The 19,868-nt window shown below is 57.1% G+C and carries 21 protein-coding genes; 14 read left to right on the top strand and 7 right to left on the bottom strand.

Features of this window, described 5'->3' with window-relative positions; translation table 11 throughout:
- Positions 1 to 305: 305 nt before the first annotated feature.
- Together ACMG4M_RS10495 and cobB are read right to left on the bottom strand one after the other, a co-directional pair.
- Entirely contained in the window at positions 306 to 1,379 is a 1,074-nt protein-coding gene (locus ACMG4M_RS10495; RefSeq protein ID WP_272961958.1) for a 3-deoxy-7-phosphoheptulonate synthase, read from the bottom strand.
- 313 nt (positions 1,380 to 1,692) lie between these two features.
- Positions 1,693 to 2,403 carry a Sir2 family NAD+-dependent deacetylase gene (cobB, locus tag ACMG4M_RS10490; protein WP_414429940.1) on the bottom strand — a complete coding sequence of 237 codons (711 nt, stop codon included), beginning with the start codon at positions 2,401 to 2,403 and terminating at the stop codon, positions 1,693 to 1,695.
- A gap of 33 nt (positions 2,404 to 2,436) precedes the next feature.
- Between cobB and ACMG4M_RS10485 the strand changes: the two genes are divergently transcribed.
- From ACMG4M_RS10485 to ACMG4M_RS10465, 5 genes are all read left to right on the top strand, one after another.
- Positions 2,437 to 2,811: a hypothetical protein gene (locus ACMG4M_RS10485; RefSeq protein WP_035244741.1), complete on the top strand. Its 375-nt coding sequence runs from the start codon at positions 2,437 to 2,439 to the stop codon at positions 2,809 to 2,811.
- Positions 2,812 to 2,863: 52 nt separating this feature from the next.
- Complete coding sequence (locus ACMG4M_RS10480; protein ID WP_414429939.1) at positions 2,864 to 4,396, top strand: GNAT family N-acetyltransferase; 1,533 nt, start codon at positions 2,864 to 2,866, stop codon at positions 4,394 to 4,396.
- A gap of 335 nt (positions 4,397 to 4,731) precedes the next feature.
- Entirely contained in the window at positions 4,732 to 5,223 is a 492-nt protein-coding gene (locus ACMG4M_RS10475) for a hypothetical protein (protein ID WP_414429938.1), read from the top strand.
- Between the two features lie 73 nt (positions 5,224 to 5,296).
- Positions 5,297 to 6,295 carry a hypothetical protein gene (locus ACMG4M_RS10470; RefSeq protein WP_414429937.1) on the top strand — a complete coding sequence of 333 codons (999 nt, stop codon included), beginning with the start codon at positions 5,297 to 5,299 and terminating at the stop codon, positions 6,293 to 6,295.
- 63 nt (positions 6,296 to 6,358) lie between these two features.
- Complete coding sequence (locus tag ACMG4M_RS10465) at positions 6,359 to 6,757, top strand: hypothetical protein (protein ID WP_414429936.1); 399 nt, start codon at positions 6,359 to 6,361, stop codon at positions 6,755 to 6,757.
- A gap of 126 nt (positions 6,758 to 6,883) precedes the next feature.
- On the opposite strand, the gene ACMG4M_RS10460 is transcribed toward ACMG4M_RS10465, so the two are convergent.
- A complete protein-coding gene (locus tag ACMG4M_RS10460; protein ID WP_272962829.1) occupies positions 6,884 to 7,108 on the bottom strand; it encodes a hypothetical protein in 225 nt (74 codons plus the stop codon).
- A gap of 312 nt (positions 7,109 to 7,420) precedes the next feature.
- Here ACMG4M_RS10460 and ACMG4M_RS10455 point away from each other — a divergent pair, with 312 nt between their 5' ends.
- From ACMG4M_RS10455 to ACMG4M_RS10435, 5 genes are all read left to right on the top strand, one after another.
- A complete protein-coding gene (locus tag ACMG4M_RS10455; protein ID WP_414429935.1) occupies positions 7,421 to 8,272 on the top strand; it encodes a metal-dependent hydrolase in 852 nt (283 codons plus the stop codon).
- Positions 8,273 to 8,285: 13 nt separating this feature from the next.
- Entirely contained in the window at positions 8,286 to 9,143 is an 858-nt protein-coding gene (locus ACMG4M_RS10450; protein ID WP_414429934.1) for a flavin-containing monooxygenase, read from the top strand.
- Positions 9,041 to 9,799: a flavin-containing monooxygenase gene (locus tag ACMG4M_RS10445; RefSeq protein ID WP_414429933.1), complete on the top strand. Its 759-nt coding sequence runs from the start codon at positions 9,041 to 9,043 to the stop codon at positions 9,797 to 9,799. The genes ACMG4M_RS10450 and ACMG4M_RS10445 overlap by 103 nt, the downstream gene beginning before the upstream one ends.
- 128 nt (positions 9,800 to 9,927) lie before the next feature.
- Positions 9,928 to 10,395: a DUF3465 domain-containing protein gene (locus ACMG4M_RS10440; RefSeq protein WP_414429932.1), complete on the top strand. Its 468-nt coding sequence runs from the start codon at positions 9,928 to 9,930 to the stop codon at positions 10,393 to 10,395.
- Positions 10,396 to 10,466: 71 nt separating this feature from the next.
- On the top strand, positions 10,467 to 11,177 hold the full coding sequence (locus ACMG4M_RS10435; RefSeq protein ID WP_414429931.1) for a pseudouridine synthase: 711 nt from the start codon (positions 10,467 to 10,469) through the stop codon (positions 11,175 to 11,177).
- An 84-nt stretch (positions 11,178 to 11,261) separates the two neighbouring features.
- Here the strand turns inward: ACMG4M_RS10435 and ACMG4M_RS10430 are convergent, their stop codons facing one another.
- Positions 11,262 to 12,146, bottom strand: coding sequence for an oxygenase MpaB family protein (locus ACMG4M_RS10430; RefSeq protein ID WP_414429930.1), 885 nt, complete (start codon positions 12,144 to 12,146; stop codon positions 11,262 to 11,264).
- A gap of 127 nt (positions 12,147 to 12,273) precedes the next feature.
- Entirely contained in the window at positions 12,274 to 13,158 is an 885-nt protein-coding gene (locus ACMG4M_RS10425) for a LysR substrate-binding domain-containing protein (protein ID WP_414429929.1), read from the bottom strand.
- A gap of 129 nt (positions 13,159 to 13,287) precedes the next feature.
- On the opposite strand from ACMG4M_RS10425, the gene ACMG4M_RS10420 reads away from it, so the two are divergent.
- Entirely contained in the window at positions 13,288 to 13,491 is a 204-nt protein-coding gene (locus ACMG4M_RS10420) for a hypothetical protein (RefSeq protein WP_414429928.1), read from the top strand.
- Positions 13,492 to 13,690: 199 nt separating this feature from the next.
- Here ACMG4M_RS10420 and ACMG4M_RS10415 read toward each other — a convergent pair whose 3' ends face one another.
- Positions 13,691 to 15,346 carry an electron transfer flavoprotein-ubiquinone oxidoreductase gene (locus ACMG4M_RS10415; protein ID WP_272962836.1) on the bottom strand — a complete coding sequence of 552 codons (1,656 nt, stop codon included), beginning with the start codon at positions 15,344 to 15,346 and terminating at the stop codon, positions 13,691 to 13,693.
- A 480-nt stretch (positions 15,347 to 15,826) separates the two neighbouring features.
- Here ACMG4M_RS10415 and ACMG4M_RS10410 point away from each other — a divergent pair, with 480 nt between their 5' ends.
- From ACMG4M_RS10410 to ACMG4M_RS10400, 3 genes are all read left to right on the top strand, one after another.
- Positions 15,827 to 16,576: an electron transfer flavoprotein subunit beta/FixA family protein gene (locus tag ACMG4M_RS10410; protein ID WP_035244876.1), complete on the top strand. Its 750-nt coding sequence runs from the start codon at positions 15,827 to 15,829 to the stop codon at positions 16,574 to 16,576.
- The gene (locus tag ACMG4M_RS10405; protein WP_035244716.1) at positions 16,576 to 17,505 is read left to right on the top strand and encodes an electron transfer flavoprotein subunit alpha/FixB family protein; all 930 of its coding nucleotides are present in this window, start codon (positions 16,576 to 16,578) and stop codon (positions 17,503 to 17,505) included. The genes ACMG4M_RS10410 and ACMG4M_RS10405 overlap by 1 nt, the downstream gene beginning before the upstream one ends.
- A 398-nt stretch (positions 17,506 to 17,903) precedes the next feature.
- Entirely contained in the window at positions 17,904 to 18,680 is a 777-nt protein-coding gene (locus ACMG4M_RS10400) for an SDR family NAD(P)-dependent oxidoreductase (protein WP_414429927.1), read from the top strand.
- 50 nt (positions 18,681 to 18,730) lie between these two features.
- Here ACMG4M_RS10400 and ACMG4M_RS10395 read toward each other — a convergent pair whose 3' ends face one another.
- Positions 18,731 to 19,834, bottom strand: coding sequence for an NAD(P)/FAD-dependent oxidoreductase (locus ACMG4M_RS10395; protein ID WP_035244713.1), 1,104 nt, complete (start codon positions 19,832 to 19,834; stop codon positions 18,731 to 18,733).
- Positions 19,835 to 19,868: the final 34 nt, after the last annotated feature.

Below are 19,868 nucleotides of genomic sequence, written 5' to 3'. Positions count from 1 at the left end.
ATGGTCGCAAACACCGACGGATTACCAAGCGTAGGGTGCACTGAGCCTAAGGCGAACTGCACCATCAAACGCCGGATCGGTGCAGTTCGCCTTAGGCTCAGTGCACCCTACGCGGTCGGTGGCGACGGTCAGGGGGCAGATTGAAGGGAACCGTTTTATGGAAAAAACCAACTGTAGGAGCCAGCCTGCTGGCGATCGATGCGCAACACCAGCAGATCGCCAGCAGGCTGGCTCCTACAGAGGATCAAAAACCCTGGACACAAAAAAAGCCGCCATCAAGGCGGCTTTTTCGTATCAGCCAGCGTTCAGTCGTTGCGCTTGGGCAGTACGTCACGCAGCTTGTCGGCCATGTCGCGAATGGCTTTCTCGGTGGTGTCCCAGGCGATGCAGCCATCGGTAATCGACACGCCGTATTCCAGGTCGTCCAGATTCGCCGGTAGCTTCTGGTTACCGAACTTCAGGTGCGATTCCACCATCAAGCCAACAATGGATTGGTTGCCTTCCAGAATCTGGTTGGAAATGTTCTCCATTACCAGCGGCTGCAGGCTTGGGTCCTTGTTGGAATTGGAATGGGAGCAATCCACCATGATGTTGGTGGACACACCGGCTTTCTCCAGCGCTTGCTCGGCCAGCGCCACAGAAACGGAATCGTAGTTCGGCTTGCCACCGCCGCCACGCAGTACCACGTGGCCGTACTGGTTGCCCTTGGTGGTGGTCAGCGCCACCCGGCCTTCCGGGTCGATGCCCAGGAAACGGTGCGGGTGCTTCACGCTGAGCATGGCATTCACCGCCACATCCAGGCTGCCGTCGGTGCCGTTCTTGAAGCCCACCGGGCTGGACAGACCGGATGACATTTCCCGGTGAGTCTGGCTTTCGGTGGTGCGTGCGCCGATGGCGTTCCAGGCAATCAGATCCTGCACGTACTGCGGCGTCGTCGGGTCCAGCGCCTCGGTAGCAGTAGGCAGACCCAGCTCGGCCACATCCAGCAGCAGCTTGCGGGCAATGTGCAGGCCGTCCTGCACCTTGAAGGAATCGTTCATGTAGGGGTCATTGATCAGCCCCTTCCAGCCCACGGTAGTACGGGGCTTTTCAAAATAGACGCGCAGCACCAGGTAGATGGTGTCCTTCACTTCCTCGGCCAGCGCCTTCAGCTTCTGCGCGTACTCCATGGCCGCCTTGGTGTCATGGATAGAGCAGGGGCCAATCACCACGAACAGACGGTGGTCCTTGCGGTCGAGGATATTACGGATCGTCTCGCGGCCCTCAATCACGGTCTGGCGAGCATTGTCGGAAAGCGGCAGCTCTGCCTTCAGCGCATTGGGGGTAATCAACACTTCCTGTGAAGCGATATTGAGATCGTCTACCTGTTTATCGGTCATGATGGTCTTTACTACCTGTCGTTGCTGGAGGCCCCGGGCCCCGTTCTATGGCGGGCGGCTCTGGCTGACACTCCTTTTGTAGAGGTGAAGCAGTCTAGCCCAATCAGGCGGCCAGAGAAATACGGGGCGGGCTCTGGGATAGATAGATGGGGGTAATTGGGGCGGTCTCAAGCTACAAGCTACAAGGCGCGGGATAGGTCTCGGGTAATGGAACAGGTTATGCCCGCGTTGCGGCGTATCAGCGCGAAGTCCCATCCGTGGCGGATACCGTAAAGCCTGCCCCGTGTTGCAGCTTGTAGCTTGTAGCTTGCCGCTATAACCCGGCGATCAACTCCTCCACATACGCCGGCACCAGCTCCGTGGCCAGCCCATGCTTGTGCTCGGCAAAGGCGGTGAGCCGCTGGGAGGGCTCCAGATTCAGCTCCACCGTATGTGCTCCGTGGCGGTTGGCTTCTTCCACAAAGCCTGCCGCCGGGTACACATTGCCGCTGGTGCCGATGCTGATAAAGCGGTCGCAGCTCGCCAGGGCCTGGTAGATCCGCTCCATCTCCAGGGGCATTTCCCCGAACCACACCACATGGGGCCGCAGGCAGCCCTTGGCGCCGCAGAGCGGGCAGGGCAGGGCCGGGGTCAGCTCGCCGGTCACCTCCACCAGGCCGCCGCTGGCCTGGCAGCGCCCCTTGAGTAGCTCGCCGTGCATGTGAATCAGGTTGCGGCTGCCGGCTCGTTCGTGCAGGTTGTCGATGTTCTGGGTCACCAGCAGCACCTGGCCGGCGGGAAACGCCTGTTCCAGCTTCGCCAGCGCCTGATGCGCCGCATTGGGCTTGATGGCCGCGCTGAGCAGCTGTTCACGGCGTTTGTTGTAGAAGTTCTGCACCAGGGTGGCATCGCGCAGAAACGCCTCCGGCGTGGCCACATCTTCCACCTGGTGGTTCTCCCACAGCCCGTCGGCGGCGCGGAATGTCTTGATACCGGATTCCGCCGAGATTCCTGCGCCGGTAAGTATTACAATGTTTTCAGCCATTTATCCGTCCGATTAGTCAGGATTATTTGTTTCATGGATACCATTATCGACCTACAGGAAAACCTCCCGTTGCCCCGGCGCGGCAATGTCACGCTGCTGCATTTTCACCAGGGCATGGTACTGCTGGTGGGGGAGGATGCCGTGGGCCTGTATCGCGACCGCGTGGCCATCGACGACCCCCTGGCCAATGGTGTCATCGGCTATGAAACCATTCCACCCTCCCTGCAACCGGACTGGCAGGATGACTGCGGCTTTGTGAACGAGCATCAATCCGGCTATGTCGGTCTCAACGGCGGCGGCGTGATTTTTATTCGCCCCGATGGCGTGGCGCTCTATCCCAGCGGCATGCATGCGTTGCAGAATCGGGACATGAGCTGGCTGATTCCCTTTCCGCCGCTTAATGCATAATTTGCCCGGCACCGGTGATCCCGGAGCCGGCTTCTGAAGGAGCTGTTCTGTTATGGCAGAAGAAACCACTCGCCTGCGTCTGCGCACCCTCACCGAGGACGATTACCCCGCGCTGGCGCTTCTCATGAACCAGGTCTACCACGACATCGGCGGCGCCTGGCCGGAAGACACCATCAAGACCCTGATCCGCATTTTCCCGGACGGGCAACTGGTGATCGAGGACAACGGCGAGCTGGTGGCCACCGCGCTGACCATCAAGGTGAAATACGACCGCTTCTCCAACCCGCACCGCTACGAAGACCTGATCACCGACGACAAGGTGCAGTCCCACGACAAGAAGGGCGATGCGCTCTACGGGCTGGATGTGTTCGTGGACAAGGAATACCGCGGCTACCGCCTGGGCCGTCGGCTCTATGAAGCCCGCAAGGAACTGTGCCGCGAGGAAAACCTGCGTGCCATCCTCGCCGGTGGCCGACTGCCCGGCTATACCAACTATTCCGACCAGATGCCGGTTACCGAATACATCGAGCAGGTAGAAGCCCGCGCTATCTACGATCCTATCCTGTCGTTCCAGCTGTCCAATGGCTTCGACGTGAAACGTCTGATGAAGGCCTACCTGCCGGAAGACGAAGATTCCCACGGCTACGCCACCCTGCTGGAATGGGACAACATTCTCTACGAGCCGGAAGACGACGATGCCGAATGGCCGCGCCGTACCGTGGTGCGTGTGGGCGTGGTCCAGCGCCGCATGCGCGCCGCCCGCGACGTGCAGGATCTGCTCAACCAGGTGGAATTCTTCATCGATGCCCTGTCTGACTACCGGGCCGACTTCGCCGTGCTACCGGAATTCTTCAGCGCACCGCTCATGGGCCTGCGCCCGGAACTGAACTCCGTAGAAGCGGTACGCTTCCTGGCCAGCTTCACCGACGAAGTGCGCGATGCCCTGGCCGACATGGCGGTGAGCTACAACATCAACATCGTCGGCGGCTCCATGCCCGTCATCGAAGACGAAAAAGTCTACAACGTGGCCTACCTGATGCGCCGCGATGGTTCTGTGGAAGCCCAATACAAGATCCACATCACCCCCCACGAACGCCGCGATTGGGTCATCCAGGGCGGCAACAAGCTGCAGGTATTCGACACCGACGCGGGCAGGGTGGGCATCCTCATCTGCTACGACGTGGAATTCCCCGAACTGGGCCGCGTCCTTGCCGACGAAAAGATGGACATCCTCTTCGTCCCATTCTGGACCGACACCAAAAACGGCTACCTGCGCGTACGCCACTGCGCCCAGGCCCGCGCCATCGAAAACGAATGCTACGTGGCCATCGCCGGCTCCGTGGGCAACCTGCCACGGGTCGACGCCGTGGACATCCAGTACGCCCAGTCCTCGGTGTTTTCCCCCAGCGACTTCTACTTCCCCCACGATGCGATTATCAGTGAGTCGGTCCCCAATACCGAGATGCTGATGTTTGCAGATGTGGATCTGGAGAAGCTGAAGCTGCTGCACCGGGAAGGGTCGGTGACCAACCTGCGCGATCGCCGGCACGATCTGTATAGCCTGGATTGGAAGAATAAAGGCTGAATCCCACCAGGGCAGGGCCGTCCGGCCCTGCCTGTTACTTCTGAAGGTGAAATGTACTTGTAGGAGCGGCGCTTGAGCCGCGAACACCCCGCCAAAAGCGTACTCTCGTAGACAGCTGTCCCCAAACGGGTAGAAGAGAACCTTATGCCCGGCGCTTATCCAGAAACGATGCCTTCCTCATATCACAGCCGCCCGGAACGGACGCCGTTGTAACCCATTGAGATTTCTGCTTTTATCGGTCGGTATGTAAATTTGATAAATGTGATATGAAGCCGGCACGTTCATTGGGTATTCGAGCGGGCTTCCTAATACCTGTTACGATTTTTGGAAGAGCGATGAGCGCTGATCAAATTACGAATTATGCAGCTTGGTGGGGCGCAACTATCGCAACCGCCGTGTTGTTTTGGGACGTCTGGAAATGGAGGCGTGATAAGGCTGCGATTGAAATGACTGTTCGGCCAAATATGACTGTTATTGGAGAACCAGAGCTAGAGGATAAGTATTGGATTAAGGTTTCTGCTACCAATAAAGGAACTAGGCCTACAACCATCAAAATGGTGGGCGCCGAAATATATCCTTCGTTTATAGAATACATCATGAAGCGAAACACAGAGGAATATGTATTTCCTAACGCTGGAATGCAAGACCCATTACCAAGAGTGCTCAATCCAGGCGAGGAATGGTCCGGTCTGGTTCCACAGATTCGGAAAGATAAGCAACTAAATCTGCTTGATCTGGCATCCGAAAAAATTGTTGTATTGGTTCTGCAGCAAACTATTGCGCCCAAATTAGTCAGGGTTAGATTGAGCGGCACAAAACAATCGTAACAAGTCAAAGCACTCGGGCGCAGTGAACTGCGCGGGTGTTTGAGGCGTTATGGGGAATAGAAAGGAGTGATAAATGTTTGAAGATTTAAGCAAGGCCTTAAATGGCTTAACTTCAGTTTCTATTCCTATAGAAAAGGACAAAAAAGGATTTATTGATAAGCAGTGTCCAAATGAGGACTGTGAATTCTTATTCAAAGTCGAACATGAGGACTGGTCTAACCTATTCAAAGACGAAGCCGTTTGGTGTCCGTTATGTAGACATCAAGCTCCAGCAGATCAGTGGTTTACGAAAGCACAAGTTGAGCATAGCCTTGTTGAGGCAAAGAGAGTTGTTGAAAATACCATTCATAATGCATTGGTATCTGGCGCTGATAAATTTAATAGAAAACAAAAAAAATATAAATTTCTGTCAGTGTCTATGAAAGTTTCTGGTGGAAAGAAAAGCACTTATGCGCTGCCAGCAGAGGCAGTTGACGAAATGGAACTCGAAATTGAGTGTGAGAGCTGCGCTGCGCACTTCTCAGTAATTGGAAATGCCTTCTTTTGCCCATGCTGTGGAGAAAATTCAGTCACTCAAAATTACTCTGACGCTATCCGTAAAATAAGAAGCAAGAAAGAGAATATTGAAGTCATAAAAAAAGCATTAACGGATGTCGCTGGATTGGATGAGGCTGAAGTCACATGTCGTTCTATACTAGAAAGCTGTATTTTAGATGGCGTCACTGCGTTTCAAAAATATTGTGAGGGTCTTTATTCAAAATATGATGAGCCGCCGTTTAATGCCTTTCAGCGTTTAGATCAGGGTAGCCAGCTTTGGCAAGAGGCTATTAATTATGGGTACGGTGATTGGCTGAGTCATCAAGAGCTTGCGTCACTTAATACTCTATTTCAGAAGAGGCATTTGTTGGCGCACAATGATGGCATCGTGGATTCTCGATATATCGAAAAGTCAAACGATGTATCTTATGTGGTTGGGCAAAGGGTTGTTATTAAAAATAGTGATGTGGATTCACTGCTAAACTGCCTTGTAAAGCTCGGAGACGGGTTAATTGATGCAGTTAAGTCCGTATAAAAGGCGCATGTGGGACACGAGGGTCGAGGTCTTGCCCCGTGCCTTAAATTCTGAGGAGAAACAATGAACCCCAACCTGATCAGAAACGGTTTTATTGCCGCCGCCTTGATGAATATCGGCGGCGTGCTGCTTTTTTCCCGTGCATTCACCAATGATGCCATCAATCAGGCTGATCCGGTGGTTATGTCCAACTTCGGGCTGCTGATGATTGTGGTGTGGGGGTTGGCCTATCTGGGGGCGGCGTTTATTCAGGGCAATCTCCGCTGGTTGGCGGCGGCTTTTGCCATCGAGAAGCTGGTGTACGTGGTGGTGTGGGGGCTGTGGATGGCGAACCATAGTCTTGGTGCGGTGTATGAGCAGGACCTGTTTGCCGGGGTGTTCTACAGCATCTATGGGCTGAATGATCTGGCCTTCATGTTGTTTTTTGGCTGGGTGTTTCTTTCGCAGCGGTCCAGCGGCTGATTGGAAGCAGACGTTGCCGGAGGGCTCGTCGGTTCGCGCCTCATACTCGCAGAGCACAGAGAGCGGCGCTCCTACATGAAGCGCCATCCGGATCACCGGCTTGTTTTTTAAACCGTAATGCGGGGTCTACTGGATCTGCTCCAGCGCTTCCCGGGTCTTGGCGTTCTGCTGATCCGACATACGATTCACATGGTCTTCGAAGGCCTTCAGCTCTTCGGCATTACGGGGCGCCTGCACGGCTGTGCCGGCGCTGTCTTCGGCGGACAGGCTCGGTGTTGGAGTGCTTTGTAGCTGGGTCATGACCAGCCAGCCCACAGCCAGCAGGGCCAGTAGTAATCCGATCAAACGCATCGTGTGGTTTTCCTGGGTTTTGGTGTGGCTTCGACCTTCACAGCCTGGGAGCTAATGGTCAATCCGCTGCGGGTATATGGTCTTATCTGGCTGACGTATGCGGTTATCTTCAGCAGGGTTGCCCTGGAATTTAGCCGTGCTGAGCCTGCTCATTGCTCTCTTTTGGTAAACGATATTGGGCTGTATGTATTCTTCTTCCCGCCTGATTTGACCCATATCAACAAACCATAACATTGCTCAATGTAACTATTGAGCCTGTCATTCTCATGGCCCTAGCATCCGATCAATCCGATCTGTTCAAGGGGCATGACAATGACAATTCAGGTTGATCCGGTGCGCCGGAATCTCAAATTCGGGCTGCCCGCCGGCAAGGCATTGAGCTGGAATCCGGGCGGGCTGCATATCTCCCAGTTCTATAACACCCTGTCGATTTTCTTCCCGGCGGGGGAACGCTTCTTTATTCAGAGCGTGCGCAACTACCGCCAGGAAATCACCGACCCGCACCTGAAGGAACAGGTCTCCGCCTTTATCGGTCAGGAAGGCTTCCACACCCGCGAGCACGAAGAATACAACGAAGCATTACAGGCGGAAGGGATGCCCATCGAGGCCCTGGATGCGGTGGTGGTGCGGTTGCTGGAGCTGATGAAGAAGGCGCCGTGCTCGGTGCAGTTGGCGGGCACGGTAGCACTGGAGCACTTGACCGCTGTGCTGGGGGACATGCTGCTGCGCAATACCGAATTGATGGAGGGGGTGGACCCGCATTATTCGGCGATCTGGCGCTGGCATGCCATTGAGGAAACCGAACACAAGGCGGTGTGCTTCGATGCCTTCGAGCAGGTGGTGGGCAAGGGCATCAAAGCCTATGGCTTGCGGGTGGGCGCGTTCCTGTTGGCCAATGCCCTGTTCTGGAGTCTGTACCTGCCGTTTTACACGGTCATGGTGGCGAAGTCCGGCGGTCTGCTTAACCTGAAAGGCTGGTGGAAGGTGGCAAACCTGACGGTAGGTCGACCGGGCGTACTGCGCCGGGCGCTGCCGGACTGGTTCGATTTCTTCCGCCCGGGCTTTCACCCGTGGATGCATGACAACCGGGAATTCCTGGACCAAGCCGAGGCGCTGATGGACGAAGTGGCGGCCTTTGACGTGAACCGGCTGAAAGCCGCCTGAGGAGGGCAGTGACATGACCAGTAAAGCGAAGATTTCAGCAAAGACGATTTCCGTGGATGTGGCCATCGTAGGCGCCGGTTTCGGCGGGCTTTGCATGGCGATTAAGTTGCGTGAAGCGGGCAACGAGGATTTCGTGATCCTGGAAAAGGCGGCGGAAGTGGGCGGTGCCTGGTACTTCAATGGCTATCCGGGGGCGGCCTGCGATGTACAGTCGCATCTGTATTCCTTTTCCTTCGCCGGCAAGGCGGACTGGAGCAAGCGCTATGCGCCCCGGGACGAAATCGAGAACTACATTCTCGATACCGTGGAGCAGTATCAGCTGCGGCCCTTTATCCAGTTCAACCAGGAAGTGAACGAAGCCCATTTTGATGAAACCACCGGCCGCTGGACCGTGCGCACTGCTGCTGGCATGACCATTGATTGTCGTCACTTTGTGCTGGCGTCCGGCCCGTTGCATGTGCCGAATGTGCCCAGCATCAAGGGGCTCAAACGGTTCAAGGGCAAGGTGATGCACTCGGCAGAGTGGGACCACAGCTACGACCTGGTGGGCAAGAAGGTGGTGTCCATCGGCACCGGTGGCAGCGCGATTCAGTACTGCCCGGAAATTGCCCCCAAGGTGAAGAAGTTGTCCGTATTCCAGCGCAGCGCGGCCTGGGTGATTCCCGGGATGAGCGTGGCTATTGGGGAATCCAGCAGCGCCTGTTCAAACGCTTCCCGGCGCTACGCAAACTGCATCGGGCGCGGCTCTACTGGAGTAATGAATCGCGGGTGGCGCCGGCCTCCAGCCCGAAGGCGGCCCAACTGCTGGGTGCCCTGTGCAAGCAGTTCATCCGCCTGCAAGTCAAAGACAAGGCGCTGGCGAAAAAGCTGACGCCGGATTACACCTTCGGCTGCAAGCGGGTGCTGATTTCCAACAAGTGGTTTCCCATGTTCAACCTCGACAATGTGGAGCTGGTTACCGCCGGTATCCGCGAGGTGAAAGCCAACTGCGTGGTCACCGAAGATGGGGTAGAGCATGAAGCAGATTGCATTATTCTCGGCACCGGCTTTGTGGTGGATCCACGTATCTATATGAAAGACTTTCCGCTCACCGGTTTGCCGGGCCATGATCTGCATAAGGACTGGGCCAAGTCCGCGGAAGCGCATTACGGGGTTACCGTCAGCGGCTACCCGAACCTGTACATGCTGGTGGGCCCGAACACGGGCCTGGGCCATAATTCGATTCTGTTCATGATCGAGTGTCAGGTGAAATACATCCTGCAATGCATGGCGCTGCTGCGTGAGGAAGGCGCGGATTATCTGGATGTGAAACCGAAAGCCCAGGAAGCCTTTAATACCAACGTGCAGCGTCGCCTGCAGGGCACCACCTGGACCTCCGGTTGCACCAGTTGGTACCAACAGGACGACGGCAAGAACTTCGCCCTGTGGCCCGGCTCCACCTGGCGCTACTGGCTGCAAACCCGCAACGTGCGCTCTACGGATTATGAATTTGTGTCCGCGGATGCCGAGGCAACGGTGGAAGCCTGACGATGTCTTGAATCTATGGGTAAAAGGGAGGGGCAGCCTGAGCTGCCCCTTTTTTGTGGATGGCGTGTCTGGTATTGCGGATGTCTTGTGGTAAAAAAGGGGGGAATACACAGGTCAGAGATAAGTCGATGAAAAAAATGGTCCCGGTTATCGCTGCTGCAGTGACAGTGCTGGCACTGTATGGGCTGGATAACCTGCGAAATGACAGCACAGTCAGCCAGGCTCCAGCTCAGGCCCCGCAGACGGACACGGCCTCGGTTACCGGTGATAGCCTTATTCAGGCGGCCTATGAAAACCGGCAAAGCGATGTTCAGGTGGAAGGTGCCGGTCGGGTGGTAAAGGTGCTACCGGACGACAACAAGGGCAGCCGCCACCAGAAATTCATTCTTGAGCTCGCCTCTGGGCAGACCATTCTGATCGCTCACAACATCGATCTGGCGCCACGCATCCCGGACCTGCGTGACGGCGAGAGCGTCAGCTTTTACGGCGAGTACGAGTGGAACGAGCGGGGTGGGGTGGTTCACTGGACCCATCATGATCCGCAAGGCCGCCACGTGGATGGCTGGCTGAAACATGATGGCAAGACCTTCCAGTAGCCTGCCAATGTGGCTTTCAACGCCTGCTGGTCGGAGATTGTAATCTCTGACCGGCGCTCTATGATCGCGCCATGACTTCCCGATACCACCGCCTGGACCGTTTTCTCAGCAACCGCCTGCAAATCAGCCGTAGCAATCTGCGGCTGTTGCTGGCTGCCGGGCGCGTGCAGGTGAATGACGAGGTGGAGCGTGACCGGCAGCGACGGATTGGCCCGTTTGATGTGGTGGTTTGCGATGGTGAGATTCTGCAGGCAAACCGGCCTCGTTATCTGATGATCAACAAACCCCCTGCGGTGGTTAGCGCTACCCGTGATGATCATCACCACACGGTGCTGGATCTGTTGCCTGAGGATCAGCGTGAGGGGCTACACTTGGCCGGTCAACTGGATTTCAATTCCACCGGTCTGGTGCTGCTGACCAACGATGGCGACTGGTCCCGGCAGTTGAGTCAGCCTGAGAATCAGGTGCGCAAGCATTATCGGGTGACGGTGGAAAAACCGTTAACCGAGGAGTACGTGGCCGCATTTTCCGAGGGTATGTGGTTTGAGTACGAGGGCATTGTGACGCGCCCGGCGGAGCTGTCCATTCGCAGTGCCTGCGAGGCGGACGTGTGGCTGTGCGAAGGCCGCTATCATCAGATCAAGCGCATGTTCGGGCGGTTTGATAACAAGGTGCTGACGTTGCATCGGTTGGCGATTGGTAATCTGGTGCTTGATGAAAAGTTGAAACCGGGTGAGTGGCGGGAGCTTACGTCGTCGGAACTGGCTGTCTTTTTGGATTAAGCCGTTGGAAGCTTTGCTTGCAAAGCGAAGGGTCAGATTCAGCGCTTCGCCTTGCGAGCAAGGCTCCAACGGGGTGCGGTGGTATCAAACCAGCGGCTTGTCATGCTTCAGGCGGCGGCGGAAATCCCATAACACCAGGTTGTAGGGCGCTTGCCGGATGACGCGTGGCAGCAGCAGACTGATGCGGCCAATGGTGCGCACGGTACGCTCGAAACGCCGCTGTTTTTTGTCATTCCATTCCAGCTGCATTTGCTCACGAATCTCGGCTGGCAGGAAACCGGTGGTCACAAACCGGTTGAAACGCCCCAACAGAAACCGGGTTGGCGAGCTGAGGAATGTCAGGTCGGCAATCATCATCAGATACTGGCGGATGCGCTCGTCGATGTGCAGCTTCTGCAGACCTTCCTGCCAGTAGGCGTCAAACGCCTCCAGGTCTCTCGGCCAGGTATCCTGCCGCACTTGCAGCGTGGTCCCCAGCGGGTGGGCCAGCTGGTAAAAGGTTTCCTGTTCCTGCTGGCTCATTGGCCCATGCAGTTTCTGGTGAGTGTCCACGAAACCCCAGTAGAGACAGGCGGCGACCCACATCTGCAGGTTTTCATCGAAGGCGTTGTATTTCACCGGTGAGTCTTCGGTGGAGTGTACCTGGGCATGGGAGCGATTCACTGCCCTGCGGTAGGCCAGCTTCTCTTCACTGGTGCCCATCATGGCGACGGCCAGGTAGGTGAAGGTGGTGCGTGAGCGCTTGATCGGATGATGCAGTATCGAGCCACTTTCCACCCGGCTTTCCGCCACCCCATAGCCCACCGCAGGCAGGGCCAGTTGCAGGATGATGTTGGCGCCACCGGCCAACAGCATCGCGCCATCGAAGATACCGGGGAATTGCTGGTCCAGTTCCCTCGCGGTGAGGGGAGTGGGCCAGTCGTGTTCCAGTCGGGCCTGGCGGCTTTCCAGATTGGCTTGAGCTGTCATTGTTTTTCTGTCCTCGCAGTCAGCGTGGTGGTTCATACGCTTGTTTCATTTCATGCTAGCGAGGAGTGCGCCATCAAACAATGAGACAAAATTAATTATTTGTATCATTGTGGCTTTTTCTGACCGGCTATAGCCGTAGTGCTCGAAAAACCGCTCGCACATGGCCGGCGAGCACATGGGTGGCAGAGCCTTCTTCACCCCGATAAAGCATGGCGATCTGGTAATCGCCAAGTTCGGGTAACTGGTATTCATCGCCCAGTTGCTGCAGGGGCGGCTGAATCAGGCTGAGGGGGAAGGGGCCAATGGCCAGATCGGCCTGCATGGCGGCTTCCTGGCCGGCGCAGTGTTCGCTGGTGTAGGCGACCCGGTAGCGGTGATCGCTTCGGTCCAGGGCCTCCAGGGCCATCTTGCGCCAGGGGCAACCCTGGCTGGCCAGCGCCAGGGGAAGGGGCGTCTGGCTCACCGCGATACCCCCCTGGGCGCCGGCCCACACCAGCGGCTCGCTATGCACCACTTCCCCTCGTGCCGGGCGGCCCTGTTTGCCCGTGGTGACCATGATCAGATCCAGCTTGCCGGCATCCAGCTGCTTGAGCATGTCGGCGCTGCGACCGACGATTACATTTACCTGTACCGCAGGATAGGAGCGGGAAAACTGGGTCAGTACCTGGGGCAGGATACGGGTGCCGATATCGTCCGGGGTGCCCAGTCGTACCGTGCCTTCCAGCTCCGGGGCGGTGAAGTGGCTGATGGCCTCCTGGTTCAGTTTCAGCAAGCGCCGGGCATAGCCGAGCATGGCTTCGCCCTCGGCCGTGAGACTCACCCGGCGGGCTTCGCGCAGGAACAGACGCTGGCCTACCTGTTGTTCCAGTCGCTTGATCTGCATGCTCAGTGCAGAGGGCGTGCGGAACACTTCGGCGGCGGCCTGGGTGAAGCTTTCGGTCTCGGCGATGGCCACGAAGCTGCGCAGGATTTCCGTGTCCAGCAGGGGCTGAAGAGGGCTGTCCGGTGGCATGTTTCACCTTTCAGAAAAATTGAACGATAGGTAAAGATCTTTTCGATTTACTGATAGTAAACCCGATTGCATCATGGAGGCCAATCACAACCCAGCCACTCCACAACGTTCTCGAACAGGGAGGAGACCATGAAACGCAATGACCCCCAGACACTGGAAGCTCCCCAGCGGATTCAGTCCCGCAAGCCGGATCTTTCCATGCCGCCGATCCCGTCGCTGGCATTGATGGATGAGCTGGACTATCGCATTCGTCTGGCCTGGTATCGCCTGCGCAAGAATCGCGCGGAGCGGCGAGCCCGGGTGATCCAGCGGCTGCAAAGAAAGCCGGTCTGAGCGTTGCGTCTGATGCGGATGTGAAGGCACAGCAAGGCGCCTGATTCGCCTTGTGAACAAGGCTCCAACGGGGCAGCGATTTACCGTTGGAGCTTTGCTTGCAAAACGAAGTCTTACGATTCCTGGCGACTGACCAGACACAAAAAAGGCGCCTGAGAAGGCGCCTTTTTTGTTTGCAACACGGAAGCCGTGCGGTCAATTACATGTTCGGGTAATTGGGGCCGCCGGTGCCTTCCGGAGCCACCCAGTTGATGTTCTGGGTTGGGTCCTTGATGTCGCAGGTCTTGCAGTGCACGCAGTTCTGGGCGTTGATCTGGAAACGCTTGTCGCCAGTGTTCTCGTCCTCAACCACTTCGTACACACCCGCCGGGCAGTAACGCTGGGCCGGCTCGTCCCACTTGGGCAGGTTCACCTCAAGCGGTACGTTCGGGTCTTTCAGCGTCAGGTGACACGGCTGATCTTCTTCGTGGTTGGTGTTGGACAGGAAAACACTGTCCAGCTTGGCGAAGGTGATCTTGCCGTCCGGTTTCGGGTAGTCGATCTTCTTGCTCTGATCTGCCGGCTTCAGCGTAGCGTGATCCGGGGTGGTGTCACGCATGGTGATCGGCAGTTTGCCGTTGAACAGGTTGATGTCCACGAAGGCAAAGGCAGAGCCGATGAAGTTACCGAACTTGTGCTGAGCAGGACCGAAGTTGCGCTGAGCGTGCAGTTCTTCGTGTACCCAGCTCTTGTCGAAGGCGTCCTTGTACTCGGTCAGCTCGTCGCTGCCACGGCCGCCTTTCAGGGCTTCTGCCAGGATTTCTGCGGCAATCATGCCGGACTTCATGGCGGTGTGGGTGCCCTTGATCTTGGCGAAGTTCAGGGTGCCAGCGTTACAGCCCACCAGCAGACCACCGGGGAAGGTCATCTTCGGCAGGGATTGCAGGCCACCTTTGGAGATGGCACGGGCGCCGTAGGAGACACGCTTGCCGCCTTCCAGGTGCTTGCTGATTTCCGGGTTGGTCTTCCAGCGCTGCATCTCGTCGAACGGAGAGACATGCGGGTTGGAGTAGGCCAGGTCGGTGATCAGACCCAGGGCAACCTGGTTGTTCTCGATGTGATACAGGAACGCACCACCCGGGGAGCCGGATTCGGTCAGCGGCCAGCCAGCGGTGTGCACTACCAGACCTTCCTGGTGCTTGGCCGGATCGATGTCCCACAGTTCCTTGATGCCGAGACCGTAATGCTGCGGGTCGGTGCCTTCGCGCAGGTTGAATTTTTCCTGCAGCTGTTTGCCCAGGTGGCCGCGGCAGCCTTCGGAGAAGATGGTGTACTTGGCGTGCAGCTCCATGCCGGGGGTATAGCTGGGCTTGTGCTCGCCGTCGTGGCCGATGCCGGAATCGCCGGTGGCGATACCTTTCACCGAACCATCTTCGTTGTAGAGTACTTCGCTGGCGGCAAAGCCGGGGAAGATCTCGATGCCCAGACCTTCGGCCTGTTCTGCCAGCCAGCGGCACAGGTTACCCAGGGAAATGATGTAGTTCCCTTCGTTGTGCATGGTCTTGGGTACGAACAGGTTCGGCACTTTCTGTGCCTTTTCCGGGCCGGTGAGGTAGTAGATCTCGTCGCCGGTGACCTTGGTGTTCACCGGAGCGCCCATTTCCTGCCAGTTGGGAAACAGCTCGTTCAGGGCGCGCGGCTCAAGCACCGCACCGGAGAGAATATGGGCGCCGACTTCGGAGCCTTTCTCTACCACGACCACACTGATTTCCTGACCGGTTTCCTGGGCGATCTGGCCCAGACGGCAGGCGGTTGCCAGACCGGAAGGACCGGCGCCGACGATGACTACATCGACTTCCATAGATTCGCGTTCCACAGCCTGTCTCCTCGCTATCGATTGCGTGTTCGGCCCTGAAGCCACTGAGAAAGGGGTTCTGAAACACTCTGCCACAGAAAAACCTTTCTCAGCAGCTGCCTGGGGCCAGCCTTGGGGTGGCGCGGAGTATATAGAGATAGGCGAAACCGCACCACTGCCTGGGTTGGCCGCAACGCCCGCTGCATTGTTACCGGGTGTTGATCCGGCGGGGCGGCGCACTGCAGCTATTTCAAACAGGTGTTCGGATTATCCCTTGCTAGCTGGTTGATTTACAAGGAAATGGCCGACTGCAAAGTCACGAAAAGTGGACACCTTGTGTGGTCTATTTGCAGCAAAATCATTCGCTTACAGATTTTCGGCCTATTGACCTGCTTTAACCTAGCGTTCAAGATAGCGGCTCTTTCGCGGGGGTGGACCCGGCAACGGCGTCAATTATCGCCTCCTTCTACATGTCACCCAATGGAACATTCCGAGGATCCTATGAAGGTTCTTGTACCCATCAAGCGAGTCGTTGATTACAACGTCAAGGTTCGCGTGAAGGCTGACAACACTGGTGTTGATCTCGCCAATGTCAAAATGGCCATGAACCCCTTTTGTGAAATCGCTGTAGAAGAAGCGGTACGTCTGAAAGAGAAGGGTGTGGTTACCGAAATCGTTGCTGTTTCCATCGGTCCCAAGACCGCTCAGGAACAACTGCGTACTGCCATGGCTCTGGGCGCTGACCGCTCTATCCTGGTAGAAACTGACGAAGACGTTCAGCCGCTGGGCATCGCCAAAGCGCTGAAAGCCATCGTTGACGAAGAGAAGCCTGAGCTGGTTATTCTGGGCAAGCAGGCTATCGACGGCGACAACAACCAGACCGGCCAGATGCTGGCTGCGTTGACCGGTATGCCGCAGGGCACTTTCGCGTCTGAAGTGGACGTGGCCGACGGTAAAGTGAAGGTTACCCGTGAAATCGACGGCGGCCTGCAGACTGTTGAGCTGAACCTGCCGGCAGTGGTTACCACTGACCTGCGCCTGAACGAGCCGCGTTACGCGTCTCTGCCAAACATCATGAAAGCCAAGAAGAAGCCGCTGGATACCAAAACAGCCGCTGATCTGGGCGTTGACCTGACTCCGCGTGTGACCACTGTCAGTGTGGAAGCTCCGGCCGAGCGTCAGGCTGGCATCATCGTTGGCTCCGTTGACGAGCTGGTCGAGAAACTGAAGAACGAAGCGAAGGTGATCTGATGAGTGTATTAGTTTACGCCGAACACGATAACGCCGCGCTCAACAAGGTCACCCTGAGTGTGGTTGCTGCTGCCAAAGAGATCGGCGGCGACATCACTGTGCTGGTAGCCGGTAAAGGCTGTGGCGCTGTTGCTGAAGAAGCGGCCAAGATTGATGGCGTTTCCAAGGTACTGTGCGCTGACAACGATGCTTACGAGCATCAGCTGGCCGAAAACATTGGCGATCTGGTTGCCGAAGTCGGCGCCGATTACAGCCACATCCTGGCTGCTGCCACCACCACCGGCAAGAACTTCGCGCCCCGCGCCGCTGCTCTGCTGGACGTGGCCCAGATTTCCGAAATCTCCGACGTGGTCGACGCTGATACCTTCAAGCGCCCGATCTACGCCGGTAACGCTATCGCTACCGTTAAGTGTGGCGATGCGAAGAAAGTGATCACCGTACGTGGTACTTCCTTCGATGGCGTTGCAGCAGAAGGCGGTTCCGCCTCTGTTGAGAACTTGGACGTTGTTAAAGACGCTGGCATCTCCTCCTTCGTGGGTGAAGAGCTGGCCAAGTCTGACCGTCCCGAGCTGACCTCTGCCGAGATCGTGATCTCCGGTGGTCGTGGCATGGGTAACGGTGAGAACTTTGAAATCCTGTACAAGCTGGCTGACAAGCTGGGCGCTGGCGTGGGTGCATCCCGTGCTGCCGTCGACGCAGGTTTCGTACCCAACGACATGCAGGTCGGTCAGACCGGTAAAATCGTTGCGCCGAACCTGTACGTTGCTGTGGGCATCTCCGGTGCCATTCAGCATCTGGCCGGCATGAAAGACTCCAAGGTCATCGTTGCTATCAACAAGGACGAAGAAGCCCCCATCTTCCAGGTGGCGGACTACGGTCTGGTGGCTGACCTGTTCGAAGCAGTACCGGAGCTGGACGGCAAGCTGTAAAAAGCCTGCTTCCCGCACCAACAAAAAACCCGGCCTTGTGCCGGGTTTTTTGTTTTCAGGTACAAGCTGCGCTCAATGGAGTGGCGAAAACCCAAACGTTACGCGAGATTCTGAATTCCCACGAAGCCGCTGTAGGAGTTCCTCTTGAGGGACGAACCGAGCGACAGCGAGGAAAACGGTTCAGATAATACAAACGTACCTGGAATTGTCTCTGTCACTTGGGAATTGGAAATCACTCCCTTCGGTCGCCTCGCTTCGCGAGGTTCGTCCCCTGTAAGGGAATTATTCGCTGCGCTCACCCTGCGGGCCGCCCTGGCGGGCGTTACTCCGCTACGCTACGTTCCTACTGGTGTCTTGAACTTCGTCAGGACAGACAAAGCTGAAAGCGGGAGCAAAAAATGTTTTCGGGAAAAACCGCGTTAATTACCGGCGCCTCCAGCGGCATCGGTGAACAGATGGCGAGGCAACTGGCTGCTGTAGGCTGCAACCTGATTCTGGTAGCACGGCGCACTGAGCGGCTCGATTCTCTTGCCGGGGAGTTGGCGTCGGTCACCGTTGATGTGATTACCGCTGATCTGTCTGATCCGCAAGCGGCCGAGGCGGTGTATGCCCAGACGCAGGCAGCCGGGCGGCAGGTGGATATTCTCATCAACAATGCGGGTTTTGGTTTCCAGAAGCCGCTGTTGTCTCTACCGGTAGCGGATCAGCTGGGCATGGTCGATGTAAACGTACGCAGCCTGCTGGCGCTGACTCAGCGGTTTGCCGCGCCCATGGCGCAACGGGGCCAGGGCTGGGTGCTCAATGTGAGCTCGGTGTCTGCCTGGTTTCCGATCCCGGGCATGGTCACCTATGCAGCCAGCAAGGCCTGTGTGCTGCATCTGAGTCGTGCTCTCCACGAAGAACTCAAGCCAGCGGGCATTGTGGTGACGGCACTGTGCCCCGGTGGCACCCGCACCGAGTTTTCGTCCATCGCCCGTGAGCGGATGGACCCGGATCTGGAAAAAGCCATGATGCCTGCGGACGTAGTGGCAGCGGCCGGGCTGAAGGCGCTGGCCAGTGGGAAAGCGGTGGTGGTTCCCGGTGCCTTGTATCGAATCATGGTCTCTTTGGTGCGGGTATTGCCTGCTAGCTGGGTGACGCGTTTGGCGGGAAGGGTCATGGGGCGTCATCACTGATGCCGCTCTCAATTTCCGCTGAGCGTAGGGTGCACTGAGCCTACGTAAACTTAACCGAGGTTGGCGATATCTTCCGCAATGGCCAGTGCCGCCGTCAGCCCGGGTGATTCAATGCCGAGCAGGTTGATCATGCCTTTGATGCCGTGCTCCTTTTCTCCCTGTATCAGAAAATCCCGATAGGGTTCTCCTTCCATAAACAGCTTGGGGCGGATGCCGGCGTAGGCAGGGGTGAGTCTGTCGGCGTCCAGGCTTGGCCAGTAGCGTCGTATCGCTTCTTCGAATTGCGGTAGCCGGGTGATGTTGACCTGGTAATCCCTGTGCTTGATCCATTCCACATCCGGGCCGAAGCGGGCATTGCCGGCCTGGTCTACGGTGAGGTGAATACCCAGTCCGTCTGCTTCCGGTAGCGGGTAGACCAGCCTCCGGGTGGGGCTGCCCCCGCTGAGGGAAAAATAGTTGCCTCGGGCCAGCCGCTGTTCGGGAATCTTTTCTGCGGGAAAGCCGTTGCAGTCTTTCAGCAAGGGAACGGCATGGAGACCTGCGGCATTGATCAAGTGCTGGCAACGGAGTTCAAAGGTTGTGTCGTCACTTTCTACCTGCAGCAGGAAATCCCCTGGGCCACAGTCAATCCGCTGCACCCGGTGCCGATAACAGAGCAGGGCATGCTGGCGCTCCGCTTCCTGAGCCAGTATTGAAAGGAAGGCATGGCTATCAAGGATGCCGCTGTGCTCGCTGAGCAGGGCTTCACTGGCCTGTAGCCATGGCTCCTGCTGACGCAGCCATGACTGGTTGCACCGATGCAGTCCTGTGGCGCCACTCTCCATCGCGTTACGGTACAGATTGTCCAGCGCCTCTTGCTGGCTCTGTGAGGCGACGATCAGCTTGCCGCACTGCTGATAGGGAATCTGTTGTTCCTGGCAGTACTGGTACAGCAGGGCGTTGCCACGCAGGCACAGGCGAGCTTTCAGGGAATCTGGCGGGTAGTAGAGGCCGGCGTGGATGACTTCGCTGTTGCGGGAAGAAAGATGTTCGCCGAAACGGCTTTCCTGCTCGAGCAATACAACAGATCTGGAGGGTGCAAGTTCACTGGCGATGGCCAGGCCAATGACGCCAGCGCCGATGATGACGGTGTCGGTGGTTTCCCGTGGTTGCACTTAGTTTAGCTCATAAATAATGACGCCCTCAGTC

Origin of the sequence: Alcanivorax sp. IL3, assembly GCF_047495465.1 — a bacterium.
GTDB classification, from domain to species: Bacteria; Pseudomonadota; Gammaproteobacteria; order Pseudomonadales; family Alcanivoracaceae; genus Alcanivorax; species Alcanivorax jadensis.
The sequence above is the reverse complement of the archived record's forward strand: the minus strand, read 5'-3'. Positions and strand labels throughout refer to the sequence as shown.